The organism is Phytobacter sp. MRY16-398 (assembly GCF_003925915.1).
GTDB lineage: Bacteria > Pseudomonadota > Gammaproteobacteria > Enterobacterales > Enterobacteriaceae > Phytobacter > Phytobacter diazotrophicus.
In genome coordinates this window covers 1,299,288-1,324,405 of record NZ_AP018756.1, presented here as the reverse complement: position 1 = coordinate 1,324,405, position 25,118 = coordinate 1,299,288, and the positions used below count along the sequence as shown (strand labels likewise).

Here is a 25,118-nt window from a genome sequence, read left to right as displayed (position 1 = left end):
CTATCGTCAACGCCTGATAAGCGGTTGAACTTTATTATCAATAGCTTCCCGCGCTCGGAAGATACGTGAACGCACTGTACCTACCGGGCAATCCATGATAGCGGCTATCTCTTCATAGCTCAGACCATCCAACTCCCGTAACGTAATTGCCATGCGTAAATCTTCCGGGAGCGACTCAATAGTACGGAAAACTATTTGTCTCAGTTCTTCTGACAACATTAAGTTCTCAGGGTTCGAAATTTCTTTCAGCGCACCGCCACTTTCGAAGTTTTCTGCTTCAATCGCGTCGACATCACTTGATGGCGGCCTGCGTCCCTGAGCAACCAGATAATTTTTTGCTGTATTCACAGCGATACGGTATAGCCAGGTATAAAAAGCACTATCTCCCCGGAACGAGTCCAGCGCGCGATAAGCCTTAATAAATGACTCTTGTACGACATCAGGCACATCGCCAGAAGGCACATAGCGGGAAACCAGACTCGCCACTTTATGCTGGTAGCGTACTACCAGTAAGTTGAACGCCTTCTGATCTCCTTTCTGGACCCTCTCAACAAGGACCTGATCCGTTAACTGCTCGCTCATCCGAGGTAAAATCTCCCCAAAACCTATTTCCACGCGTAAATGAAACGCCACTCCAAAACTGCACTATATGAGCAAGCAGCCATTTAGAGCGAAGGTTCAGTAAAAAGTTCCGTTACGCCTTTGTTTTTGTGAATCGTTCTGCAGACTTTTCATTATGACTCATTATAAGTCCACAAACTCTGTATCGGGTATGTTGATTATGAAAAGACCCGAAGACCGCCAGAGAGTAACGCAACACAGCCTTTTTTTCATCACCTAATCCATATCAGCTAACAATCTGCCAGATAACGATTTTCTTGCGGGCAACGCATTTATGCCGCCCTCGCATGTTTAGCCGTTAGTACAAATCATTAAAAAATGGCTACGCCATGGCGGAATACGGTGCTATGCTGCCCGAACCTTGTTTAGTAAATTAAACACACCATCATGAAAACAACCCCCGAACTTTCGTGCGATGTGCTGGTCATCGGCAGCGGTGCCGCGGGCCTGTCTGTTGCTCTGCGCCTCGCTGAACGCCACAACGTTATCGTGTTAAGCAAAGGGCCGGTGAGTGAAGGCTCAACTTTTTACGCACAGGGCGGTATTGCCGCTGTGTTTGATGAAACCGACAGCGTTGAGTCTCATGTCGAAGATACGCTGATTGCCGGGGCTGGTATTGTCGAACGTCAGGCAGCAGAGTTTGTTGCCAGTAACGCCCGTCAGTGCGTGCAGTGGCTGATCGACCAGGGCGTCGCGTTCGATATGCAGGTGGATGCACAAGGAAGCGAAAGCTATCATCTGACCCGCGAAGGCGGCCACAGCCACCGCCGCATTCTGCATGCCGCCGATGCCACCGGAAAAGAGGTTGAAAACACCCTGGTCAGCAAGGCGCTGAATCACCCAAACATTCATATCATTGAACGCAGCAACGCGGTGGATTTGATTGTTTCCGATAAAATCGGCCTGCCCGGCACGCGTCGCGTCGTGGGCGCATGGATCTGGAACCGTAATAAAGAGATTGTGGAAACCTGCCATGCAAAAGCCGTCGTGCTGGCGACGGGCGGCGCATCAAAAGTGTACCAGTACACCACCAACCCGGATATCTCATCCGGCGACGGTATCGCCATGGCCTGGCGTGCCGGATGTCGCGTGGCAAACCTGGAGTTCAATCAGTTTCACCCAACGGCCCTGTTCCACCCACAGGCGCGCAATTTCCTGCTCACCGAAGCTCTGCGCGGTGAAGGGGCGCATCTTAAACGTCCGGACGGCACCCGTTTCATGCCCGATTTTGACCCTCGCGGCGAACTGGCACCGCGCGATGTTGTCGCTCGCGCCATTGATCACGAGATGAAACGTCTGGGGGTTGATTGTATGTATCTCGACATCAGCCATAAACCTGAGGATTTTGTCCGCCAGCATTTCCCGATGATTTATGAAAAACTGCTGGGGCTGGGGATCGATTTAACCAAAGATCAGGTACCTATCGTGCCTGCCGCGCATTATACCTGCGGCGGCGTCATGGTGGACGAACATGGTCGGGCCGATGTCGATGGCTTGTATGCGATTGGCGAAGTGAGCTATACGGGCCTGCATGGCGCCAACCGCATGGCGTCTAACTCGCTGCTCGAATGTCTGGTTTACGGCTGGTCGGCGGCAGAAGATATTGATCGACGGATCGGCATGACCCGCCCTGCCCCCACGCTTCCCGCCTGGGATGAAAGCCGCGTCGACGATGCCGATGAACGTGTGATTCTCCAGCATAACTGGCATGAGCTGCGCTTGTTTATGTGGGATTACGTTGGCATTGTGCGTACCACCAAACGTCTGGAGCGCGCCTTACGACGTATTACCTTGCTCCAGCAGGAAATTGACGAGTACTACGCCAATTTCCGCGTGTCGAACAATTTGCTGGAACTACGTAACCTGGTACAGGTGGCCGAGCTTATCGTGCGCTGCGCTATGGAACGTAAGGAAAGCCGCGGCTTGCACTATACGCTGGATTATCCGGATCAGTTGCCTGAATCCGGCCCAACGGTTTTGTCGCCACGCACTTACATGAATAAATAGAAAGCCTGAGTGAGCGCGGTGTAACTTTCAGAATAATGCTGATCGGCACCGCGGATCGCCAGCCAGTCGGTGAAGCATTCCCCCGGCGTTGGCGAAAAGGCCATTAATACGCGATGCGGCGGGCGATTTTCATACTCCGCCACATCCGTACGTAACCGTAAGTGCCAGCCTATACCCTGCGCTTTTTGGGCAAAGGCTTCACTCACGTCTACCGGGAGGATCACGCAGAAGAAACCGTCTTCGGTGATAAGCGACGCCGCACAGTCCAGCAGCGCTGCGTGATCCAGCGTCGTGGTATAGCGCGCCTGTTCCCGCTCCGGGGTCGCACATTGCACGCCCTGCGCAAAAAAAGGCGGGTTACTGACAATCAGATCGTAACGTGCCGTTTGCCCCGCACACCAATCGCGAATATCCGCATGATGGACATGAAAACGCGCAGCCCAGGGTGTCGCCTGCCCATTCTCCTGAGCCTGTGCGGCCGCTTGCTCATCGAGTTCTACTGCATCGATGACAACCGCATCGGTTGTTCTCTGCGCCAACATCAGCGCCACCAGCCCGCTGCCCGTGCCAATATCCAGCACCCTTTTCGCCCGCGAAACAGGCGACCACGCACCGAGTAAGATGCCGTCGGTGCCGACTTTCATGGCGCAACGATCGTGTGCAACAAAAAACGCTTTAAATGTGAAACCATCGCGGCGCAACTGCGCCTTCTGGTGGGGCATCTTTACAACCTCTATACGGAAACAGACGTAGCATAGGTGAAAGCAAAGCGCCGGAAAAGTAATAAGCTTACAAACAGATGAAGATTGCAGCCGTAACGTCTATAATCAGCGCCCCACACAGAGGTAGATCATGACTGTAACGACTTTTTCCGAACTCGAACTCGACGACAGCCTACTGGACGCGCTCCAGGAGAAAGGTTTCACACGCCCGACCGCCATCCAGGCCGCCGCCATTCCGCCTGCGCTTGAAGGGCGTGATGTACTTGGCTCAGCGCCGACCGGTACGGGTAAAACGGCGGCATATTTGCTGCCAGCGTTGCAGCACCTGCTGGACTTCCCACGTAAGAAATCCGGCCCGCCGCGCATTCTCATCCTGACGCCGACTCGTGAACTGGCGATGCAGGTTGCCGACCACGCCCGCGAGCTGGCAAAAAATACCCACCTGGATATTGCCACCATCACCGGCGGTGTGGCCTATATGAACCACGCCGAGGTGTTCAGCGAAAACCAGGATATCGTGGTCGCAACCACAGGCCGACTGCTGCAATACATTAAAGAAGAGAATTTTGACTGCCGTGCGGTCGAAACATTGATCCTCGACGAAGCGGATCGCATGCTGGATCTGGGCTTTGCGCAGGACATCGAGCATATTTCTGGCGAAACACGCTGGCGCAAACAGACCATGCTGTTTTCCGCAACGCTGGAAGGTGAAGCGATCAAAGACTTCGCCGAGCGTCTGCTGGAAGATCCGGTTGAAGTTTCTGCAACGCCGTCCACCCGCGAGCGTAAAAAGATCCACCAGTGGTACTACCGCGCAGACAACTACGAACACAAGCTGGAATTGCTCAAGCATTTGCTCAAGCAAGACGGCGTGACCCGTTCAATCGTCTTCGTGCGTAAACGCGAGCGTGTCCATGAACTGGCGGAGCAATTGCGTGCAGCGGGTATCAACAACTGCTATCTCGAAGGCGAGATGGCACAGGCGAAACGCGTTGAAGGCATCAAACGCCTGACCGACGGTCGCGTTAATGTGCTGGTTGCCACCGATGTCGCCGCCCGTGGTATCGATATTCCTGACGTGAGCCATGTGTTTAACTTCGATATGCCGCGCAGTGGTGACACCTATCTGCACCGAATCGGCCGTACCGGTCGCGCGGGACGCAAAGGGACCGCGATTTCACTGGTCGAAACCCACGATCATCTGCTATTGCAGAAGATTGGTCGCTACGTTGAAGAACCGCTGAAAATCCGCGTGATTGATGAACTGCGCCCCACTACGCGCGCACCGAGCGAAAAAATGACCGGTAAGCCGTCGAAGAAAGTGCTGGCTAAGCGTGCAGAGAAGAAAAAAGAGAAAGAAAAAGAGAAGCCGCGCGTTAAACAGCGCCACCGCGATACCAAAAATATTGGTAAGCGCCGTAAGCCAAGCGCCGCCGCGACAGAACAACAAAATAACGAAGAATAAAAAAACGCCGGGATAGCCCGGCGTTTTTATTTCCGCAGCCTGCGGATTACAGGCTTTCAGTAAAGGTACGAGCGATAACGTCGCGCTGCTGTTCCGGCGTCAGAGAATTGAAACGTACGGCATAGCCAGAAACACGGATGGTGAGCTGTGGATATTTTTCCGGATGTTCTACAGCATCCAGAAGCGTTTCGCGACGCAGCACGTTTACGTTCAGATGCTGACCGCCTTCTACACGAACTTCCGGTTTCACTTCCATCGGAATTTCACGGTATTCAATGTCACCCAGTTTGCTCACAGCAACGACTTCATCTTCGGAATAACCGGCTTTTGCACAAACACAGCGCGCTTCGCCTTTTTCGCTGTCGAGCAACCAGAAAGAGTTCAACAGATCATCGTTTGCCGCTTTAGTAATTTGGATACCCGTAATCATGATGTGCCTCCCTTAGGCATTATTTTTGATTTGATCGGCCTTGTGGCGGCCAATTGGTAAAACCATTGTTGCTTGAGTGTATATATACCCTCCGCACACCCCTGATTCTTTGATTAAAATCAATAAAAACCACACCACGAAAAAGGTGATAGGCAGAATTTATTGTTTTACATCAAGTTAGCAACTTTCCGACCTTTAAAATTTTTGTAAATTTTCAAATTTTTTTAAGCTTCTAACGTTCTGTTTTACGTGTCGATTTTGCGCCAGCGGAAGAAGCAGTTAAGCTACAGTCACTGAAATTGGCAGGAGAGCGGGATGACCACCTCATTAACATGGCACGACGTGCTGGCAGAAGAGAAACAACAGCCTTACTTTATCAATACCCTCAGCGCGGTAGCGACAGAACGGCAGTCCGGTGTCACCATCTATCCGCCGCAAAAAGATGTCTTCAATGCGTTCCGTTTTACTGAACTGGGCGATGTCAAAGTCGTGATCCTCGGTCAGGATCCCTATCACGGCCCCGGTCAGGCCCATGGGCTGGCATTTTCGGTGCGTCCCGGTATCGCCATCCCGCCATCATTACTGAATATGTATAAAGAGCTCGAACAGTCGGTACCCGGGTTCGTTCGCCCGACGCATGGTTATCTGGAAAGCTGGGCGCATCAGGGCGTGCTGCTTCTCAATACTGTCTTAACGGTGCGCGCCGGGCAGGCGCACTCCCATGCCAGTCTTGGCTGGGAGACCTTTACCGATAAAGTGATCAGTCTCATCAATGAACACCGTGAAGGCGTGGTGTTTTTACTTTGGGGATCGCATGCGCAGAAGAAAGGGGCAATTATCGACGGTAAACGCCACCATGTATTGAAAGCGCCCCACCCGTCACCGTTATCCGCACACAGGGGCTTCTTCGGGTGTAAGCACTTTGTTCTGGCAAATGAATGGCTGGAAAAACACGGCCAGACACCGATCGACTGGATGCCTGTGTTACCGGCGGAAAGTGAATAAATATTGCAGCTCACATCCCGCAGCAATGGCGGGATGTGTTGAACACATTTACAGGTACTCTTCTCCCGTCGCAATTTCCCGCACGGCCCGTTCCCGGAACTGACTGGGACTTACGCCCGTATGCTTATGAAAGAAACGGGTAAAATAGGCCTCATCGTTAAATCCCAGAAAGGCAGCCAGTTGTTTGATGGTCTTTGAGGTATAAACCAGCTCGCGCTGCGCTTCCTGAATTACCCGCATATTAATCACATCCAGACTCGACATCCCCAGCGTTAAACGGCACAGACGCGAGAGATGTCCGGGCGACATTCCCATTTCGCAGGAGTAATCATTCACTGTCAGCCGTTGGCGAAATTTCTGGTCAACGATGGCGAGGAATTTGTTGATCTGCGATGCCTTGCGCGACGAGTTATCCATCTGCTGATCGGCGAGACCGGGCTCGGTAATCCGCGATAGATGAACAAACATAGAGATAAACAGCGACGCGCACATTGCTGTCTGGTTAATCATGGGCACGCGTAATTCATTCAGCATAGAGTAATAAAACGCCCAGATGGCATCCTTCTCGTCGGGGAAATACTCCAGCGAAATAATGCACGGTTTATGCACCAGCTTGAGGATATCGGGTGCCAGCACGCCCATGACCGACTCAAGCGGCCGCTGCGAAGCCGTAATGGTGAGTCCTTCGGTATCTGGCGTGTAGTGAAAACCGTGAACAGTCTGCGCGGGGACCAGAATCAGACAGGGGGCTTTTGCCAGTTGTCGCGTGCAGTTCATCAATACTTCGACCTGCCCTCGCTGGATGAATAACACCTGAATAAGCGAGTCATGTACATGCGGGCTTGCCCGCCAGTTCAGATCCTTTGATCGCAAGGAGATCATCTCGACATTGAAAAAATTCTCCCAGCTTAGCCCAGACTGCTCACCGTATAATGCATAAGTAGGAATAGTGGTTGCCATCAATGCTCCTCTACTCTTCTCAGTGCTGCTGCACGGCCTGGCTGGTCTGTCGGGAACTGTGAAAACAGCGGACTTATTCCGCAATATCTGCGTTCAGCACTCGAAGACCAGCGCAGCAAACGATTTAAAAAACGAGATCGTCAGGCGGGTAAAATGACTGCCCCCTCCTGACGTAACGACTCGATATCTTTAGCTGAGTATCCATATTCATTCAGAATTTGTTGTGAGTGATATCCCAGTCGCCGGGACGGTTGGATCTGCGATTCTCCCATGCCGTGGATCGTAACAGGCGGCGTCACCAGCACCCGTTTGTTTCCCGTGGGGTACTCAACGTGACGCAGGCAGTCGGTCGCCCATGCCTGGTCATCTTCCAGAATCTCATCCGGGGTATACCCTTTCTCATGGGCAAAATCGTTTTCTTTTAAGAGCCGCATCATCTCGCTAAGCGGACGTTTGGCGACCTGCTCACTGATAATATTGATAATGTCCCGATTACGGCCAAACTGGTTCACGTCAGCAATACGGCAAAATTCCGGACTGTCGACCAGATCCTCACGGCCAAGAAGCACCATAAACTTATTGAAGAAGCGATCGTATTCCGGAATACAAATGACCATCCATCGCCCATCAAGGGTTTTATAGGTGTTGTTGAACGGGTTGGAGACTTCACAGCGCGACTTCGGATAGACGTTGCCGTACTGTGCTGAGGTCACGGCAATGCTCATCATAAACAGCGCCGTATGGTGCAGGCTAACCGTCACCTTCTCGCCCGTTCCCGAAAGCGTACGCCCGTACAGCGCAGCGCAAATACCCGACACCAGGCACATGGACGCCTGAAAATCACCAAAGCCGTTTACCGAGTTGATCGGGGTTTCGCCGCGCTCATTGGTTGACCCAAGGATCCCGCCGCGACAAACGTAAGCCGTCGCATCAAACCCGGCGGTGTCTTTTTCCGGCCCTTTTTCGCCATACCCCAGGATCTGCGCGAAGATTAAGCGTGGAAAGCGCAAGTGCAACTCTTCCCAGGAAAACCCAAGCCGTTCAAGCGCTTTTGTGCGATAGCTGGTCACAACGACATCTGCCGTCGAGAGGATGCGGTACGCAATAGCTTTCGCGCTCTCTTTTTTCAGGTTCAGGCACAGGAATCGTTTATTAGCGTTAGAGATATCAAATGCCGGGTTTTCGTCATCCTCGTAAGGCATGTTGAACACAGAAGCCTGAGTACGTCCCGGATCGCCAGACGGCGGTTCGATTTTGATCACATCCGCCCCCCAGTCACCCAGAATACGTGCCACGGTGGGTGCTGCCAGGAATGACGTTAAATCCACTACTTTAATGCCTTCTAATGGCCTCATAAGTCATGCTCCTTCATTTTGGAAAAACCCTGTCGCCCGGCCAGTCCGCCCGCGCCGCGCAAATTCCCGTGCAATCCTTTCTTTTCAATGGGTTTAATCCGGGCGATAAGCATGAAGAATGCGCCCAGAATGGCGATGCTTGCCCCCAGATAGAGCGCGTACTCATACTGTCCGGAAACATCAATAACCCATCCCGCCAGAACCGGCGAAAGAATACCCGCCAGCGTGCCAAATACGCCGTTCAACCCCACCAGCATGCCGGTGTTTTTCTGGGAGAAAATAATCGGAATGGAGAAATGCGCAGCCATGGTGAAACAGAGGAAAAAATTCGAGGCGGAGATGAGCGTAGCCGCGCTCCAGAGGCTGTTTGCTCGCGTCCCCAGAATCAGAAACACCCCGGCCAGCAGCAGTCCGGCAACCGGAGAGAGCTTACGCCCGATATTTTGCCCAAAGCGCCGACAGGCGGCGTCCGTGACCAGACCGCCGAGCGGATAGGCCAGAATGGCCACCAGATACGGGAGCATGGAGTAAATCGCGCTTTGTTTAAGATCGATACCGCGTCCCATCGCGAAATAGGTCGGCAACCAGGTCATAAAGAGAAAAAACAGATAATTCGTACAGAAGTAACACAACGCGCAGGCCCAGATAGAGGGTGTTGACAGGATATCGGCTTTCGTCAGATCGCCCCCTGCCGTCTCTTTCTGAGCGGATGGTTCCGCGTTAGCAACAGCCTGCCCCGCCTGAATATACGCAAGCTCCTGACGGTTGATGCGATTATCCATTTGCGGGCGACTGTTACCCAGCCACCACCACAGCAGGCACCACACTAACCCCGGCACAGAGACGATGTAAAAAACGGATTTCCAGCCCCAGGTTTGAATAATCCAGGCCGCCAGCACCATGGCAAAGGCGATCCCCGCAGGACAACCAACCTGTAGTAAGCCGGTCGCTTTGCCGGATTCACTTTTAGGTACCCATCTGGCCGCCAGCGAAAAGTTCGCCGGAACCAGCAGCCCCTGCCCGACGCCAACCAGAATACGCAGCAGCATCATGATGCCGAGCGTGGAACCTAGCGGTGTTAAGAAAGTAAAAACGACCCACCACAAGGTACCGGTTACCAGCACAATCCCACCGCCAAAGCGGTCAGCCAGCAGCCCTGCCGGCAACATTGTTATCGCGTAGCCAATAAAAAATGCAGTGGAGACCCAGCCAAACTGTATGGCGGTCCAGCCATATTCATGCATCAGTGCCGGCCCGCACATCGACATACTGCTACGGGCAACAAACATAACGAAATAATCAATAATCAGCAGAACAATAATGCCCCAACGTCTATTCCCAGGTGATGTACTCATAGGTCACTCTCGCGAGAAAATAAGAATGATCGCACCCACGAAATCACGCGCAGTGTGCGATCACAGGCGGGATATAACGGAATAACATCCCGTGATATCCCTTCGTTGCATGGGCTCAGGCGGATTAGCGAATTTCACCCGCGGCGGCAATCAGCGGACGTGCAATCGTCAGGCGCTGAACGGTACGCGGGCCTTCTTCAAACCACAGCGCGCGTGCATCGCGATACATTCTTTCCACCGGGCCATACGGGTTATCTTCGAAGTAACCAATCCCACCGAAGATCTCCAGGCAGCTATCCGACACAGTTCGCACCGTATCAATACCGTGCAGTTTGCACATCGCCGAAACCATCTCGATGTCTTCGCCGCGGTCGAATTTCTGCGCGCAATCACGCAGCATTACGCGCAGGGCATGAACCTGAGTGCCCATGTCTGCCAGCGTTTGCTGAATGGCCTGACGCGCTACCAGTGGCTTACCGAACGTCACACGATCCTTCGCACGGGCAATCGCCAGTTCCAGGAAGCGCTGCGACATGCCCAGGCAGGTAACAGCAATCATCGCTCTGGAGTGCGCCAACGCATCCATGAAGATATCCAGACCATCACCCTCTTTGCCCATAATGTTGTGCGCAGGCACTTCGCAGTTTTCAAAACGCAGATATGCATGGCCCGCGCCACGGCAGCCCATCATGTGTGGCATCGGATCGATGTAATAACCCGGCGTGTTGGTTTCGATAAAGAAAGCGGTTAATCCCCCTTTTTTGCGTTTGCTTTCATCCGTTACCGCAATAACGTAGCTACCGTCAGAAATATCCGTATGGGAGATCAGGGTCTTGGTACCATTAAGAATGTATTTATCCCCTTTTCTTACTGCGGTTGTCCGAATATCCGCCCCGGAACCACACTCTGCTTCGGTCAGTGCAAAGTTGATGTAAGCATCTTTATTGGCCAGTAACGGCAGCCATTTAGCGCGAAGGTCGGGGGCGCCATGGTCATACATGATGCGCCAGTTCAGGCCGTTAGCATGGTGCAGGTTCATACGCATACCGCCAGGGCCGCGGCAGAACTCTTCCATGACGGAAAAGAATTGCTCGCAGTTCAGTCCCAGACCGCCAAACTCTTCAGGAATGGCCAGGCGAAATAAATCATTTTTGCGACATACGTCGTAATAGGAGTCCGGGAAGACATTAGTTCGCTCAACCACCAGTTGGATTTCCTCCAACTCTGTTTCCGTGACTTTTCTGACTTTTTGTTTCAGTGCTTCCAGTTGCTGTTGAGATAAAATAGCCATATACCAACCCCACTTCATATTAAATGATTAAATAACCATTGAAGAATTCAGACGATACCAATGTAAGTTGCAATAAATCCTGGGCCCCTTTTCGTCTTTCTTCACGAATTGACACCGGGATTATAAAAAGTGGCGCAAAGGCTTGATATTGACATATCCAACCAATTATTGGACAAATCGAACATACATGATGTAGCGATAGCATATAAAATAACAATAAAAACAAATATATAAATAAAATAATCAGGCGATAAAAAATTTAAAAATTACCAACACGCATCACAAAACGGGCTTTAATGTTCGTTTTGTCCAGGATCAAGTGAGATATGTCTATATATCCTCGCAACACCTGTAATTATTATTCCAGATAAAACAACATTCGAACCAGTAATTATAAAAGCTGGCGAACCGGACAGAATGATCGGCGATAAATAATGCCGGGGAGTGCTTTATTTTATAAATCCCCACCGGAGAACCTATCAAGAGGATGCGTCATGGACTTTAGCCTGACCGAAGAACAGGAATTACTATTAGCAAGTATTCGGGAGTTGATTACCCGTAATTTTCCCGAAGAGTATTTCAAAAGATGCGATGAGACACGGACTTTCCCGCGCGAGTTCTTCAATGCCTTAGCCGAAAGCGGCATTGGTTTATTGGGCATTCCCGAAGAGCTGGGCGGCGTGCCCGCCGACATGATGACCCAGGTACTGGTGCTCGAAGAGATTGCCCGCATGGGCGCCCCGGCCTACATCATGACCGAGGGGCAATGCATCCATAACATGCAGCGATTTGGTAACGCAGAGCAACTGGCCAAAACCGCCGAGGTGGGCCTGACGGGGATCCCCGCCTACTCTCTGGCATTTACCGAACCCCAGGCCGGTTCAGACAACAATCGCATCGCCACCACCTACACCCGTAAGAACGGCAAAGTGTATCTGAATGGTCAAAAGACCTTTATCACCGGTGCAAAAGATTACCCCTACATGCTGGTGCTGGCACGCAATCCCGAGCCGGAAGATCCTAAGCGCTGTTTCACCTTATGGTGGCTGGATCCCAATTCCCCCGGCGTCAAACGCAACAATCTGCATAAAGTCGGCTGGCATATGGTCAGCAACTGCGAAGTCTTTCTGGATAACGTTGAGTTAGAAGAGAGCGACATGGTGGGCCAGGAAGGTTATGGCTTTATCCATATGATGCAAAACTTCGATATCGAACGCCTGGTCATTGCCGCCCACTCGCTGGGGGTGGCGGAATGCGCCTTCGAAGATGCTGCGCGCTACGCCAATCAGCGCATTCAATTCGGCCAAAACATTGGCCAGTTCCAGATGATACAGCTCAAGTTGACCCAAATGGCCATCAAAATTCAGAACATGAAAAACATGGTCTACCGCACCGCCTGGGAGTGCGACAACGATTTATCGATGCGTCTGTCCGCCCCGATGTGCAAGTTGTACTGCGCTCAGTCGGCCTGCGAGGTGATTGACGATGCGATGCAAATTCTGGGCGGTCTCGGCTACACCGATGACAGCCGCGTATCCCGCTTCTGGCGCGACACCCGCGTAAACCGCATTGGCGGCGGCACAGACGAGATTATGGTTTACATCTCCGCTCGCCAGATCCTGAAACAGTATGAAAAATAATAGGATATGCCATGAGATTTATTGCCTGCTACAAACTGGTTCCTGAGGAACAAGATATCGTTATCACGGCTGACAGAACCCTGGCGACAGACAAGGCCGGGGAAAAAATCAGCCCCTTTGATCTCAACGCAATTGAGGCCGCCGTTCAGCTCGCGGGAGAAAGCCATGAAGTGGTGGCCCTGAGCGTAGGGGGAAAAGCGCTCGATAACGCCAAACTGCGTAAAGACGCCCTTTCACGTGGTCCCAATGCGCTTTACCTGGTTCGCGATGATCGTCTGGCCAGTTCCCTGCCCTATGACACCGCACGCGCTATTGCTGCCGCAAGCCAGAAAATCGCCTTCGACCTGCTGATCTGTGGCGAAGGTTCCGGCGATATGTACGCCCAGCAAACCGGGCTGCTGGTCGGTGCAATGTTGCAGCTCCCGGCGGTGAACGGCGTCAGCAAAATTGAACTCAAAGAGGGCTTCGTCACCGTTGAGCGCACGCTGGAAAATGAAATAGAAGTGCTGGATGTGCCACTCCCGGCGGTACTGTGCGTCTCATCGGATATCAACCTGCCACGCATCCCCTCGATGAAAGCCATCCTCGGCGCCGGGAAGAAAAGCGTCACCCAATGGAGCGCGGGTGACATTGACTGGGCACCGGATTCAGCGCGGACTGAATTAGCTGGCGTCTACGCGCCGCAACAGACGGAACGCAAACACATCATCATTGAAGGCGACGGGCAGGAAGAGGTCTCTCGCCTGCGTGATTATCTGACCAACGCGTTGAGCTAAGGGTAGCGGAGAAGCATCATGGGCAAAATCAATAATGTTTGGGTATTCAGCGACAGTGCCGATCGCTATGCAGATCTGCTCGCTGGCGCACGACAACTGGGTGAACACGTTAACGCAGTGATATGGGATGAGCGTGACGTCACTGAGGTTAAACAGGCAGACGCGGTCTATTTGCTGTGTGGCAAAACCGATAAGCAGCGCGTCGAAAACTATGCGGAAACATTCGCCTCGCTTATCAGAAAAGAAGACGGCAAAACGCTGATTCTGCTGGCCGCGACACGCCGTGGCAAAGGCCTGGCGGCAAAACTCAGCGTGCTGCTGCAATCCGCGCTGGTGAATGACGTGACCCTGCTGGAACGCAACGGCGACGACCTGTACGCCGAACATCGCATGTATGGCGGGCTGGCATTTGGGCGGGAAAAAGTGAATACCGCTGTCGCCGTCATCACGCTGGCGAGCGGTGTTTATGAGCCGTTGGCCGAAGTAAACGCCGCTACTCCCCCACTCACTCAGGTGGATTACATCCCACCCGCCAATGAAATGCTCTGTCGTGAACGGCGGTCAAAAACGGCCAGCAACGTCGACCTTGGCAAAGCGCGCCGTGTCATCGGTATTGGCCGTGGCCTACTGGCGAAAGAGGATCTGCAAATGGTCTGGGATCTGGCCTCTGCGCTGGATGCCGAAGTGGGCTGTTCGCGTCCGATTGCCGAAGGCGAACACTGGATGGATCGCGAACGTTACGTTGGCGTTTCCGGCGTGCTGCTGAAATCCGATATTTATCTCGCCCTGGGCGTTTCCGGGCAGATCCAGCATATGGTCGGTGGCAATGGCGCCAAAACCATTATCGCCGTTAACAAAGACAAAAACGCGCCGATTTTCCAGTACGCCGATTATGGTCTGGTGGGCGATATCTATAAGGTCGTCCCCCTGTTAACGGAATTATTAAAACGATAAGACGCAAGCCGCCAGTCTTTCTGGCGGCAATGGAGTAAAAGTATGTCGGACGAAAAATTTGACGCGATTATCGTGGGGGCCGGAGTGGCGGGATGCACCGCCGCGTATGTGATGGCGAATGCCGGGCTGGACGTACTGGTCATTGAGCGGGGGGATACCGCAGGCAGTAAAAATATGACGGGCGGGCGGCTCTATGCCCACAGCCTGGAAAAGATCATCCCCGCTTTTGCGCAAAGCGCCCCCGTTGAGCGAAAAATTACCAAAGAGAAGATCTCTTTTCTGACCAATGACAGCGCCGTCACGCTGGATTATCAGGCGCCGTCTCGCAATGCGAACCCGGAACAAGCGTCCTGGACAGTTCTGCGTCATGGATTTGATAGCTGGTTGATGGAACAAGCCGAAGCGGTTGGCGCACAGTTCATCACAGGCGTGCGGGTGGATGCGTTAATTCACCAGCAGGGGCGGGTAACCGGAGTTCAGGCCGGGGAGGATGTCCTTGAGGCAAACGTGGTGGTGCTGGCCGACGGGGTAAATTCGCTGTTAGGTCGTTCAATTGGACTGGTACAAAAATCGAACCCTCATCATTACGCCGTCGGGGTTAAAGAGCTCATTTCACTGCCAGCCCAAACCATTCAGGACCGCTTTGGCGTAACGGGTGACGAAGGCGCGGCCTGGCTGTTTGCCGGTTCCCCGTCGGATGGCTTAATGGGCGGAGGGTTTCTCTATACCAACCGTGAATCCATTTCACTGGGTCTGGTGTGCGGCCTGGGGGGCATTGAAAAAGCGCAAAAATCGGTTCCGCAGATGCTGGAGGATTTTAAACAGCACCCGGCGGTGCGCCCCCTTATCGAAGGGGGAACGCTGCTTGAGTATTCCGCTCATCTGGTACCAGAAGGCGGAATCGAGATGCTGCCAAAACTGGCGGGCGATGGCGTGCTGGTCGTGGGTGATGCCGCCGGAATGTGTCTGAACCTCGGCTTTACCGTGCGGGGTATGGATCTGGCGATTGAGGCCGCGAATATCGCAGCGCAAACCATCATTGCCGCAAAAGAGAGTAATGATTTCAGCTATGCCCGGCTTGAAAAATACACGCAGGCGCTGGAGAAAAGCTGCGTCTTGCAGGATATGCGGCACTATCGCAAGCTGCCTGGCCTGATGGAAAACCCGCGCCTCTTTACGCAATACCCACAGATGGCGGCCAATATCATGTCCGAACTTTTCACTGTGGATGGCGCCAAACCGACGCCCTTCTGGAAGACGATATTGAAACAGGGAAAACGCGTCGGGTTAATGAATTTATTAAAAGACGGCATCGCTGGAGGGCGCGCATTATGAGCACGGTAAATGTCGATGTGAAACTGGGCGTCAACAAATTCAGAGTGGATGAAACTAACCCACACATTATTCTTGTGGCCGACCCTGACAAAGCGCAATTTCGTAAATTGATCACTGCCTGCCCTGCCGGGCTATATCGCGAGGATGAGGCAGGAAATATCCATTTTGATTATGCCGGCTGTCTGGAATGTGGCACATGTCGTGTGTTGTGCGAAGGGACAATATTAGAGAAATGGGAATATCCGCAGGGGAACTTCGGCGTTGAATTTCGTTTTGGCTGATCCCCTCTTTCGCTCGCGTCACCCTTTGTGGTGAACGTCACTCTCCCGTGCGGGGAGGATTTATGTCAACTCAGGAAAAAATTGATATCAGTACCGTTCTGGATAAGCACCCGATTAGCCGACGCCAGTGGCTGATAGTTTTTTTAGGGTTCTTTGTATTAGGTATTGATGGCTTTGATGTTACCGCAATAGGTTTTATTGCTCCGGCCTTGATCGATGACTGGCTGATATCCCGCCATATGTTAGGTCCGGTGATGATGAGCGGCTTATTTGGTCTGGCTGCCGGTTCACTTATTTCCGGGCCGCTGGCTGACCGCTACGGGCGTAAAAAACTCATCATTGGCTCTGTCATATTTTTTGGTGCAAGCAGCCTGCTTTCTGCGTGGTCGTGGAATTTATCCAGCCTGACCTTTTTTCGCTTTATTACCGGCCTGGGGCTGGGGGCTGCGATGCCCAATATCACCACGCTGGTGGCAGAGTATGCCCCCTGGCGTTATCGCTCGCGCCTGGCAACCGTAATCCACTGCGGTTTTAATACCGGTGCGGCATTGGGCGGTCTGCTGAGCCAGCAATTACTCGGTACCTTTGGCTGGCGTTCCGTCTTAATTACCGGCGGGGTATTACCGTTAATATTCGCGCTCATCCTGATACGTTACCTGCCGGAATCGATGCAATATCTGGTTCAAGACCCCGCGAATAAACAGCGTCTGACGCACTTGCTGAATAAATTCGTCCCCGGCATTGCCGACGCAAAGACCCATTTTTATACCTCTGAGCCGCAAAAAGCACATGCCAGTACTGCCAGATCGCTTCTGCATCCGCCATACACCTTTGGCACCCTCGCGCTGTGGCTAACACTGTTTGCCGGTTTGTTCTGTGTCTATCTGTTATCAAGCTGGCTTCCGCTGATGGTCAGGGACACCGGGATGACGCTGTCACAGGCCGTCATCATGGGTTCGGTATTTCAGATTGGCGGCATGATGGGCAATTTCTGCATCGGCATTGAAATGGACCGCTGGGGCAGGCATTGCGCCATCATTCTGACCCTGCTGGGGGGCGCCTGCAGTGCACTGATTCTGGGGATGCATATCCCGTCACTGCCGGTGCTATGTGTTCTGGTTCTGATGCTCGGGTTTACCGTCAATGGTATCAGCCCCGGTTGTTATGCGCTGGCCGCTCATTTTTATCCAACGTCCATTCGGGCCACCGGCGTGAGCTGGGCGACGGGAGTTGGCCGTCTGGGTGCCATAACCAGCGCAGGTGCGGGTTCAGCCATGCTGGCGGCGGGCTGGACATTCAGTGAAGTCTTTATGTTTCTGCCGCTTCCTCTGGTGGCAGGCGCGCTGGCGCTGTATTGCAAAAAGCAACGAAGAGCTATCGCCAAAACTCATTAGGCCAGGTTATGTCCAGGGACAACGACGGAATGACAACCATGAAAATCAACGAGGCGCTGAAAATGCGTTATCGACAACAAGGATACTGGGGTGACGCGACGCTGGCGGATTACTGGCATCTGTCGGCAAAGGCGTCGGCGGATAAAATCGCCGTCAGCGACAACCACGGCACAGCGTATACCTACCGTGAACTCGATAACGCAGCAGGCGCGCTGGCGATGTGGCTTGTGGAAAACGGTATCCAGCCGGGTGATCGGGTCGCCCTGCAACTTCCCGGCTGGTGTGAGTTTACCGTTATCTATCTTGCCTGTCTCAAATGCGGCGCCGTCGTCGTGCCGCTGCTCCCGGCATTTCGGGAGTCTGAACTGGCATGGATCATGAACAAATGTCAGGCTCGTATTCTCTTTACCGCAACGCGCTTTAAAAATGTTCGTCCCATTCAAATGCTGCCCGCGCTGCGCCCGCTGCTTCCCTGGCTGGAGAAGGTGATTGCGGTCGATAAGCTCGAGCCCGCCCGGCACGAGTTGTCTTTGAGCCAGATACTGGCAAACACGCCACCATTAGCTCAGGCCATTGCGACAAAAAGCGATGACCTGGCCGCACTGCTGTTCACTTCCGGTACAGAGGGCCACCCTAAAGGGGTAATGCTGACGCACAATAATATCATCGCCAGCGAACGGGCCTACTGCGCAACGCTTAATTTGAACAGCACGGATATTATGCTGATGCCAGCACCACTCGCCCACGCCACGGGTTTTATGCATGGGGTCACCGCCCCGTTTATGATGGGTGCCCGCAGCGTATTGCTGGATATTTTTAACCCGGAGCAGTGCCTTGAGATCATTGAACGGGAAAAATGCACCTGCATTATGGGGGCAACACCGTTTGCGTGCGATCTGCTTAAGGCGATGCAGGCCCGCCAGTGCGATATCTCTTCTTTGCGCTTTTTTCTGTGCGGCGGGACCACCATTCCGGGCAAACTGGTGCGTGATTACCACAAAGCCGGAGTTCCATTGCTGGGGGTATATGGCAGTACGGAGAGTGCGCCACATGCCATCGTCCGTCCCGAAGACTCGCTTATTCGCCAGGTGAATACGGACGGGGCGGCGGTAAACGGAGTGGAGATCAGAGTCGTCGATAAAAAGAGAAACACTCTGCCGGAATATACCGAAGGTGAAGAAGCTTCTCGCGGCCCGAATGTGTTTGTCGGCTATTTCGATGAACCGGAATTAACGGCACAGGCACTTGATGATGAAGGCTGGTATTACAGCGGGGATTATTGCCGGGTCGACAAGGCAGGGTATCTTAAAATTACCGGGCGAAAAAAAGACATCATTGTTCGCGGCGGTGAAAATATCAGTAGCCGGGAAGTGGAAGATATTCTGTTGCAGCATCCTGATGTTCGAGACGCCGCCGTCGTCGCGATGCCAGACCAGCGGCTGGGAGAACGTTCATGTGCCTATGTGGTACTGACCCATAAAGAACAACCTCTGGTACTGGCAGATATCATCCGTTTCTTTACCCATAAACGCATCGCTAAATATAAATATCCGGAGCACCTGGTGGTGGTCGACAATTTACCGCGAACGGCCTCCGGGAAAGTCAAAAAGTTCATGTTACGCAAAGATATCGTTCAGCGCCTGGCCCTTGCCTCCCGAGAAAACGCATCCCCGGCACTCGACGAGGCCATATCCAAATAAGGATACCAATGTGCTTATTAACAATAACCTTTCCGGCAGAACACAGCCGAAAACATCGACACGAATAAAAAACAGCACCAAGCCGTCTTTTATCCAGGGGGAGCCTACGTTTTATCACTGTCCCCGGTGCGGACAATTTCTTGTGACCATTAATAACAACGGCGGCGAGACACAACTACGCTGTTGTGACGAAACGCTGAGTGCATTAACCCCGCAGAATACAGACGATGCGCTGGCAGAAGACCACCTGCCGCAGATGACGATTTCCGGCGGCTTTGAATCAAATACCCTGACGGTGAATATCGGTACAACGCCACATCCGATGACAGACGATCACCGCCTGCTGTGGATCTACGTTTATACCTTCCAGGGTGGCCAGTTTAAATTCCTCAGGCCAGGCGATCTGCCAGAAGCCACCTTCGCACTGGCCGAAAACGATGCGTACGTCTACTGCGATCGTCCGGTCTGTAAAGGCAGCCGATGCAAATTTAACTGTAAACGAGGGTTCACCGCATACAGTTGGTGCAATCAGCATGGGTTATGGAAGCATTCATTTTGATGATGCATCTGCTCTGGGGGTAAAGCGAACAGACAGAGGAGAGAAGAAATCAGCATGCCGTGAAGGCATGCTGATCGTGGTTTTATCAGGCTTTGTTTTGACGCCACCATTCTGCCAGCAACACACCCGTTGCTACAGACACGTTAAGACTCTCAACGTTATTGGTGCCGTTAATCGAGATGCTCAGATCCGCGTTATCAAGCGCAGCATCGGAAAGACCGTCACGCTCCTGACCCAGCACCAGCACCATTTTCTTCGGCAACGTGGCGCTAAACAGCGGCGTACCTTTATGGCTGGATGTGGTCACAATGGCATAACCAGCTTTGCGGAAAGCATCCAGCGCCTCGATAACGCTATCGCCCGTAATCGCCTGCACGTGCTCCGCACCGCCTTCCGCCGTACGAACTGCAGCACCGGATTCGATAACGGCCGCATCCTGCAACAGAACGCCTTTCACGCCGAAATGCGCGCAACTGCGCATCATCGCACCCAGGTTATGCGGGTTACCCACATCTTCCAGCGCCAGAACGCAATCTTCGGCGCCGGCCTGTGCCACCCACTGCTCAACACTGGTACCGTTACGTTTTTTGATCAGGAAGCAAACGCCACCGTGATGTTCAGTACCGGACGCTTTTGCCAGCTCAGCCTCATCAACCACATGGTAGGCTTTGCGGTTAGCCGCCATCCAGCGCAGTGCTTCTTTAAAGCGCGGGGTTACGCTCTGAACAAACCAGGCGCGCACGATGCAGTCAGGACGGCTGGCAAACAGCGCCTGACAGGCATTCTCGCCATAAACGCGGGTCTCTTCCGCACGCTGACGACGCAGTACTTCCGGATCGATAAAGCTTTTACCGCTGATACCGCCGTGATCCGGCTTTGTTGGCGTCTCGTCACCCGGCGCGCGGGAAACGGTACGCCACGGGGAATCACTCTGTGGACGGTCACGGTCGCGACCACGATCATTGCTTCGCTCTTCGCGAGCAGGACGGCGGCCACTGTTTTTCTCTTCGCGAGCGGGGCGACGGCCAGCATCGGCACGAGACGATCCGCTACGAGCAGGCCCTTTCCCGGTACGCGGGTTTTGGCTGCGTTTATCGGAATCATCATCACTGCGGACATACATCACTTTGACTTTGCCGCTTTTGTTTTTCAGTTCATCGTTCATGCTTTTCTCCACCAGCGCTGCGCGAGCGCGCAGATTACCTGATGTGTCGGCGCTTAGCCATTAATTCGTTCAAAAGCTATCGACTATTGTACTCATTGAATAAAACGCGTTGTCGTTTAAAACCACTTCATCAATAATATGTAACATATTAGAAACATATCGGCCTTGTGCCACTCTGTACCACTGCTCTCCCGAGGTTAGTTATGAATACCGTATGTGCAAGCTGCCAGGCGCTTAACCGCATCCCCGAAGCGCGCATTAGCGATGTCGCAAAATGCGGACGCTGTGGACATGAGCTGTTCGACGGCGATGTGATTAACGCCACTGGCGAAACACTGGATAAACTGCTGAAAGATGACCTGCCGGTCGTTGTCGATTTCTGGGCACCCTGGTGTGGTCCGTGCCGTAGCTTCGCACCGATTTTTGAAGACGTGGCGGAAGAGCGTAGCGGCAAAGTTCGCTTCGTCAAAGTGAACACCGAAGCTGAACGCGAACTCAGTGCACGCTTTCGTATCCGCAGCATCCCAACCATTATGTTGTTCAAAAATGGCGAGGTTGTCGACATCTTAAGCGGCGCCGTTCCCAAAGCCCCTTTTAATAGCTGGCTTAACGAATCTCTCTAATCCTGGCGGGGCACATCTTGTGCCCCGTTTTCAGCTCTGCGACAATGGCGTTTTTCACGCGATTCTCATGACTGATAACGCCGTACTCACGCTCCGGGCAATGCGTATTGCTCGTTCCACTCGCCCTTTCCTCGCCCGAGGCAATCGCGTTATTCGCTGCCAGCGCTGCCTGCTGCCAAAACAACAGTGCCTGTGCGACACCTTGCAACCCAGTACGGCCCGCAGCCGGTTCTGCCTGGTGATGTTCGATACGGAACCCATGAAGCCCAGCAATACTGGCAGGCTTATCGCCGATATTCTGCCTGACACAACGGCGTTTCTCTGGTCACGTACTGAGCCACCCCAGGCGCTTATTGATTTATGCAACAGCGAAGACTATCAGCCGATGGTCGTCTTTCCCGCATCCTATGCAGGAAACGAACGGCAGGTATTATCCGCACCGCCCTGTGGAAAACCGCCGCTATTTATCATGCTGGATGGGACCTGGACCGAAGCACGCAAAATGTTTCGCAAAAGCCCCTATCTGGACGCCCTGCCGGTTATCTCCGTCGATTTATCACGGATTTCAGCCTATCGTCTGCGTGAGTCGCATGCCGACGATCTGTACTGCACTGCCGAAGTCGCGATTGCGCTTCTCGATTTAGCAGGCGATCAAGCTGCCGCGAAAAGTCTGGGCACCCATTTTTCCCTCTTTCGCGAACGTTACCTGGCGGGTAAAGCGAATCATCAGCGTAGCGTCACAGCAAAAGAACCAGAAAACGTTTAAAATCATCAGGTCACTCTTTACTGGAGGCCGGTATGAGCCAACGTGGGCTGGAAGCGTTGTTACGTCCCAAGTCGATCGCCGTGATCGGGGCATCAATGAAACCGGATCGCGCCGGTTTCCTGATGATGCGCAATCTTCTGGCTGGCGGTTTTGCCGGGCCGGTTTTACCCGTGACACCCGCGTACAAAGCCGTACTTGGCGTACTGGCCTGGCCCGATATCGCCAGCCTGCCTTATGTGCCGGACCTCGCCGTGCTCTGTACCAATGCAAAACGTAATCTGCCTTTGCTGGAAGAGCTTGGTAAAAAGGGCTGTAAAACCTGCATTATTCTTTCTGCCACCCCTGAGCAACACGCCGAACTGCTGAACTGTGCAGGGCGTTACCAGATGCGCCTGCTCGGGCCAAACAGTATGGGGTTACTCGCGCCCTGGCAGGGTCTTAATGCCAGCTTTTCCCCGGTACCGATTACCCGTGGCAAGCTTGCATTTATTTCGCAATCCGCCGCCGTCTCCAACACCATCCTGGATTGGGCTCAGCAACGTGAGATGGGGTTTTCCTATTTTATTGCGCTGGGTGACAGCCTGGATATCGACGTCGATGAACTGCTGGACTTCCTGGCACGTGATACCAAAACCAGCGCCATTCTGCTCTATCTCGAACATTTAAGCGACGCGCGCCGGTTCGTCTCGGCGGCTCGCAGCGCGTCACGCAATAAACCCATTCTGGTTATCAAGAGTGGCCGTAGCCCCGAAGCCCAGCGGCTTTTGCAAACCCGTGCCGGGCTGGATCCGGCTTGGGATGCCGCCATTCAGCGTGCCGGTCTGCTGCGTGTGCAAGACACCCACGAACTGTTTTCCGCCGTCGAAACGCTCAGTCACATGCGCCCGCTTCGCGGCGACCGGCTGATGATCATCAGTAACGGTGCCGCCCCTGCCGCACTGGCGCTCGATCAGCTGTGGTCGCGTAATGGCAAACTGGCAAAGTTGAGTGACGATACGCTGGCAAGGCTTCGCAATGGATTACCCGATTATGTCAATGTGGGTAATCCGCTGGATTTACGCGATGATTCCAGCAATGATCGCTACACCACCGCACTTGAGATCCTGCTCGACAGCCAGGATTTTGATGCGCTGATGGTTATTCATTCTCCGAGCGCCGCCGCCCCTGGCAGAGAGAGCGCTCTGGCGCTCATTGAGGCGCTGAAAAAACATCCACGCGGTAAATACATTACGGTGCTGACAAACTGGTGTGGCGAGTATTCTTCCCAGGAAGCGCGACGGTTATTCAGCGAAGCGAGCCTGCCGACATACCGTACGCCAGAAGGGACGATCACCGCATTTATGCATATGGTTGAATACCGGCGTAACCAGAAGCAATTACGTGAAACGCCCGCCTTGCCTACTCACCTGACGGCCAATACGGCCGAAGCCCATCAGTTACTGCAACAGGCGATCACAGAAGGGGCAACCACGCTTGATACTCATGAAGTGCAGCCGATACTCAGCGCCTGGGGTATCCAGACACTGCCGACGTGGATTGCTGGTGATAGCGCCGAAGCGGTACATATTGCCGAACAGATTGGTTACCCCGTAGCGCTAAAATTACGTTCGCCGGATATTCCTCATAAATCTGAGGTCCAGGGGGTTATGCTTTACCTGCGCACTGCGGCAGAGGTCCAACAGGCAGCAGATGCGATTATCGATCGCGTCAAAATGAACTGGCCGCAGGCGCGTGTTCACGGCTTGCAGGTACAAAGCATGGCAAACCGTGCCGGTGCGCAGGAACTTCGTGTGGTCGTCGAATCCGATCCGGTGTTCGGTCCGCTTATCATGTTGGGAGAAGGCGGCGTCGAGTGGCGCGCACAGGAGCAGGCCGCCGTTGCGCTACCACCGCTGAATATGAATCTGGCGCGTTATCTGGTTATCCAGGCCATTAAAAATAAGAAGATCCGCGGGCGTAGCGCCCTGCGCACATTGGATATCGCCGGGCTAAGTCAATTCCTGGTGCAGGTCTCAAACCTTATTGTGCACTGCCCGGAAATCCAGCGCCTGGACATTCATCCTCTGCTTGCCTCCGGCAATGAATTCACCGCACTTGATGTCACCCTCACGGTCGGGGCGTTTAGCGGCAACGGTGAAAGTCGTCTCGCGATTCGCCCCTATCCGCAGCAGCTAGAAGAGACCGTTGAGCTAAAAAACGGCGAGACCACGCTTTTCCGCCCTATTCTTCCTGAGGATGAACCGCAGCTACAGGCGTTCATCGCCAGGGTAACAAAGGAAGATTTGTACTACCGCTATTTCAGCGAGATCAACGAATTTACTCATGATGATTTAGCGAATATGACGCAGATCGACTACGATCGGGAAATGGCATTTGTTGCAGTGCGTCAGGTAGAAGGAAAGGATGAGATCCTTGGCGTAACCCGCGCCATCTCTGACCCGGATAACATTGATGCCGAATTCGCTGTGTTGGTTCGTTCCGATTTGAAAGGATTGGGTCTTGGGCGACGGTTACTGGAAAAGCTCATCAGTTACACTCGGGATCACGGACTTAAGCGTTTGAATGGTATTACTATGCCAAACAATCGCGGCATGGTGACTCTGGCGCGTAAACTGGGATTCGAGGTCGACATTCAGCTTGAGGACGGGATCGTTGGATTGTCCCTGAATCTGAAGCAGACCGGTGAATCCTGAGTAAGGTACTGGAAATGTTGA

The 25,118-nt window shown here is 53.2% G+C and carries 22 protein-coding genes; 14 read left to right on the top strand and 8 right to left on the bottom strand.

The window, feature by feature from the left end:
- Positions 1-6: 6 nt before the first annotated feature.
- Positions 7-582: an RNA polymerase sigma factor RpoE gene (gene rpoE / locus MRY16398_RS06410; protein WP_000003307.1), complete on the bottom strand. Its 576-nt coding sequence runs from the start codon at positions 580-582 to the stop codon at positions 7-9.
- Between the two features lie 426 nt (positions 583-1,008).
- Here rpoE and nadB point away from each other — a divergent pair, with 426 nt between their 5' ends.
- The gene (nadB, locus tag MRY16398_RS06405; RefSeq protein WP_039079563.1) at positions 1,009-2,628 is read left to right on the top strand and encodes an L-aspartate oxidase; all 1,620 of its coding nucleotides are present in this window, start codon (positions 1,009-1,011) and stop codon (positions 2,626-2,628) included.
- On the opposite strand, the gene trmN is transcribed toward nadB, so the two are convergent.
- Positions 2,613-3,350 (bottom strand): tRNA(1)(Val) (adenine(37)-N(6))-methyltransferase TrmN, encoded by a 738-nt coding sequence (trmN, locus tag MRY16398_RS06400; RefSeq protein ID WP_039079562.1) that lies wholly within the window; start codon positions 3,348-3,350, stop codon positions 2,613-2,615. The genes nadB and trmN overlap by 16 nt on opposite strands.
- Before the next feature lie 130 nt (positions 3,351-3,480).
- Here trmN and srmB point away from each other — a divergent pair, with 130 nt between their 5' ends.
- Complete coding sequence (gene srmB / locus MRY16398_RS06395; protein ID WP_039079561.1) at positions 3,481-4,815, top strand: ATP-dependent RNA helicase SrmB; 1,335 nt, start codon at positions 3,481-3,483, stop codon at positions 4,813-4,815.
- Between the two features lie 46 nt (positions 4,816-4,861).
- Here srmB and grcA read toward each other — a convergent pair whose 3' ends face one another.
- Positions 4,862-5,245, bottom strand: coding sequence for an autonomous glycyl radical cofactor GrcA (grcA, locus tag MRY16398_RS06390; protein ID WP_039079560.1), 384 nt, complete (start codon positions 5,243-5,245; stop codon positions 4,862-4,864).
- Between the two features lie 315 nt (positions 5,246-5,560).
- Between grcA and ung the strand changes: the two genes are divergently transcribed.
- Positions 5,561-6,250, top strand: coding sequence for a uracil-DNA glycosylase (ung, locus tag MRY16398_RS06385; protein ID WP_071193442.1), 690 nt, complete (start codon positions 5,561-5,563; stop codon positions 6,248-6,250).
- A gap of 48 nt (positions 6,251-6,298) precedes the next feature.
- Here ung and MRY16398_RS06380 read toward each other — a convergent pair whose 3' ends face one another.
- The 4 genes from MRY16398_RS06380 to MRY16398_RS06365 form a co-directional block, all read right to left on the bottom strand.
- Complete coding sequence (locus MRY16398_RS06380; protein ID WP_125124011.1) at positions 6,299-7,210, bottom strand: helix-turn-helix domain-containing protein; 912 nt, start codon at positions 7,208-7,210, stop codon at positions 6,299-6,301.
- Positions 7,211-7,350: 140 nt separating this feature from the next.
- Positions 7,351-8,565: a CaiB/BaiF CoA transferase family protein gene (locus MRY16398_RS06375; RefSeq protein WP_079496141.1), complete on the bottom strand. Its 1,215-nt coding sequence runs from the start codon at positions 8,563-8,565 to the stop codon at positions 7,351-7,353.
- Positions 8,562-9,920 carry an MFS transporter gene (locus tag MRY16398_RS06370; protein ID WP_107224236.1) on the bottom strand — a complete coding sequence of 453 codons (1,359 nt, stop codon included), beginning with the start codon at positions 9,918-9,920 and terminating at the stop codon, positions 8,562-8,564. The genes MRY16398_RS06375 and MRY16398_RS06370 overlap by 4 nt, the downstream gene beginning before the upstream one ends.
- A gap of 124 nt (positions 9,921-10,044) precedes the next feature.
- Positions 10,045-11,211: an acyl-CoA dehydrogenase family protein gene (locus MRY16398_RS06365; protein ID WP_039079556.1), complete on the bottom strand. Its 1,167-nt coding sequence runs from the start codon at positions 11,209-11,211 to the stop codon at positions 10,045-10,047.
- A 494-nt stretch (positions 11,212-11,705) separates the two neighbouring features.
- Between MRY16398_RS06365 and MRY16398_RS06360 the strand changes: the two genes are divergently transcribed.
- From MRY16398_RS06360 to MRY16398_RS06325, 8 genes are all read left to right on the top strand, one after another.
- Positions 11,706-12,851, top strand: coding sequence for an acyl-CoA dehydrogenase (locus tag MRY16398_RS06360; protein ID WP_039079555.1), 1,146 nt, complete (start codon positions 11,706-11,708; stop codon positions 12,849-12,851).
- Between the two features lie 11 nt (positions 12,852-12,862).
- Positions 12,863-13,627, top strand: coding sequence for an electron transfer flavoprotein (locus MRY16398_RS06355; protein ID WP_039079554.1), 765 nt, complete (start codon positions 12,863-12,865; stop codon positions 13,625-13,627).
- Positions 13,628-13,645: 18 nt separating this feature from the next.
- Positions 13,646-14,581, top strand: a complete 936-nt coding sequence (locus MRY16398_RS06350) for an FAD-binding protein (RefSeq protein ID WP_125124010.1) — start codon at positions 13,646-13,648, stop codon at positions 14,579-14,581.
- Positions 14,582-14,623: 42 nt separating this feature from the next.
- Positions 14,624-15,916: an FAD-dependent oxidoreductase gene (locus tag MRY16398_RS06345; protein ID WP_125124009.1), complete on the top strand. Its 1,293-nt coding sequence runs from the start codon at positions 14,624-14,626 to the stop codon at positions 15,914-15,916.
- On the top strand, positions 15,913-16,197 hold the full coding sequence (locus tag MRY16398_RS06340) for a ferredoxin family protein (protein ID WP_079496138.1): 285 nt from the start codon (positions 15,913-15,915) through the stop codon (positions 16,195-16,197). The genes MRY16398_RS06345 and MRY16398_RS06340 overlap by 4 nt, the downstream gene beginning before the upstream one ends.
- A 62-nt stretch (positions 16,198-16,259) precedes the next feature.
- Entirely contained in the window at positions 16,260-17,591 is a 1,332-nt protein-coding gene (locus MRY16398_RS06335; RefSeq protein WP_125124008.1) for an MFS transporter, read from the top strand.
- 29 nt (positions 17,592-17,620) lie between these two features.
- Positions 17,621-19,291 (top strand): medium-chain fatty-acid--CoA ligase, encoded by a 1,671-nt coding sequence (gene fadK, locus MRY16398_RS06330; protein WP_125124007.1) that lies wholly within the window; start codon positions 17,621-17,623, stop codon positions 19,289-19,291.
- A gap of 142 nt (positions 19,292-19,433) precedes the next feature.
- Positions 19,434-19,850, top strand: coding sequence for a desulfoferrodoxin family protein (locus tag MRY16398_RS06325; RefSeq protein WP_232034383.1), 417 nt, complete (start codon positions 19,434-19,436; stop codon positions 19,848-19,850).
- A gap of 85 nt (positions 19,851-19,935) precedes the next feature.
- Here the strand turns inward: MRY16398_RS06325 and MRY16398_RS06320 are convergent, their stop codons facing one another.
- Positions 19,936-21,015, bottom strand: coding sequence for a tRNA/rRNA methyltransferase (locus tag MRY16398_RS06320; protein WP_039079548.1), 1,080 nt, complete (start codon positions 21,013-21,015; stop codon positions 19,936-19,938).
- A 203-nt stretch (positions 21,016-21,218) separates the two neighbouring features.
- On the opposite strand from MRY16398_RS06320, the gene trxC reads away from it, so the two are divergent.
- From trxC to MRY16398_RS06305, 3 genes are all read left to right on the top strand, one after another.
- A complete protein-coding gene (gene trxC / locus MRY16398_RS06315; RefSeq protein ID WP_039079547.1) occupies positions 21,219-21,638 on the top strand; it encodes a thioredoxin TrxC in 420 nt (139 codons plus the stop codon).
- A gap of 67 nt (positions 21,639-21,705) precedes the next feature.
- On the top strand, positions 21,706-22,404 hold the full coding sequence (locus MRY16398_RS06310; RefSeq protein WP_125124006.1) for a tRNA-uridine aminocarboxypropyltransferase: 699 nt from the start codon (positions 21,706-21,708) through the stop codon (positions 22,402-22,404).
- Between the two features lie 32 nt (positions 22,405-22,436).
- Complete coding sequence (locus MRY16398_RS06305; RefSeq protein ID WP_125124005.1) at positions 22,437-25,097, top strand: bifunctional acetate--CoA ligase family protein/GNAT family N-acetyltransferase; 2,661 nt, start codon at positions 22,437-22,439, stop codon at positions 25,095-25,097.
- Positions 25,098-25,118: the final 21 nt, after the last annotated feature.

Coding starts and splice junctions, on each gene's coding strand:
- MRY16398_RS06380 (WP_125124011.1), bottom strand. CDS start 7,210: ATGGCAACCACTATTCCTACTTATGCATTATACGGTGAGCAGTCTGGG.
- MRY16398_RS06335 (WP_125124008.1), top strand. CDS start 16,260: ATGTCAACTCAGGAAAAAATTGATATCAGTACCGTTCTGGATAAGCAC.
- MRY16398_RS06375 (WP_079496141.1), bottom strand. CDS start 8,565: ATGAGGCCATTAGAAGGCATTAAAGTAGTGGATTTAACGTCATTCCTG.
- nadB (WP_039079563.1), top strand. CDS start 1,009: ATGAAAACAACCCCCGAACTTTCGTGCGATGTGCTGGTCATCGGCAGC.
- grcA (WP_039079560.1), bottom strand. CDS start 5,245: ATGATTACGGGTATCCAAATTACTAAAGCGGCAAACGATGATCTGTTG.
- MRY16398_RS06350 (WP_125124010.1), top strand. CDS start 13,646: ATGGGCAAAATCAATAATGTTTGGGTATTCAGCGACAGTGCCGATCGC.
- MRY16398_RS06340 (WP_079496138.1), top strand. CDS start 15,913: ATGAGCACGGTAAATGTCGATGTGAAACTGGGCGTCAACAAATTCAGA.
- MRY16398_RS06310 (WP_125124006.1), top strand. CDS start 21,706: ATGACTGATAACGCCGTACTCACGCTCCGGGCAATGCGTATTGCTCGT.
- MRY16398_RS06320 (WP_039079548.1), bottom strand. CDS start 21,015: ATGAACGATGAACTGAAAAACAAAAGCGGCAAAGTCAAAGTGATGTAT.
- trxC (WP_039079547.1), top strand. CDS start 21,219: ATGAATACCGTATGTGCAAGCTGCCAGGCGCTTAACCGCATCCCCGAA.
- ung (WP_071193442.1), top strand. CDS start 5,561: ATGACCACCTCATTAACATGGCACGACGTGCTGGCAGAAGAGAAACAA.
- fadK (WP_125124007.1), top strand. CDS start 17,621: ATGACAACCATGAAAATCAACGAGGCGCTGAAAATGCGTTATCGACAA.
- rpoE (WP_000003307.1), bottom strand. CDS start 582: ATGAGCGAGCAGTTAACGGATCAGGTCCTTGTTGAGAGGGTCCAGAAA.
- trmN (WP_039079562.1), bottom strand. CDS start 3,350: ATGCCCCACCAGAAGGCGCAGTTGCGCCGCGATGGTTTCACATTTAAA.
- MRY16398_RS06365 (WP_039079556.1), bottom strand. CDS start 11,211: ATGGCTATTTTATCTCAACAGCAACTGGAAGCACTGAAACAAAAAGTC.
- MRY16398_RS06360 (WP_039079555.1), top strand. CDS start 11,706: ATGGACTTTAGCCTGACCGAAGAACAGGAATTACTATTAGCAAGTATT.
- MRY16398_RS06345 (WP_125124009.1), top strand. CDS start 14,624: ATGTCGGACGAAAAATTTGACGCGATTATCGTGGGGGCCGGAGTGGCG.
- MRY16398_RS06355 (WP_039079554.1), top strand. CDS start 12,863: ATGAGATTTATTGCCTGCTACAAACTGGTTCCTGAGGAACAAGATATC.
- srmB (WP_039079561.1), top strand. CDS start 3,481: ATGACTGTAACGACTTTTTCCGAACTCGAACTCGACGACAGCCTACTG.
- MRY16398_RS06305 (WP_125124005.1), top strand. CDS start 22,437: ATGAGCCAACGTGGGCTGGAAGCGTTGTTACGTCCCAAGTCGATCGCC.
- MRY16398_RS06370 (WP_107224236.1), bottom strand. CDS start 9,920: ATGAGTACATCACCTGGGAATAGACGTTGGGGCATTATTGTTCTGCTG.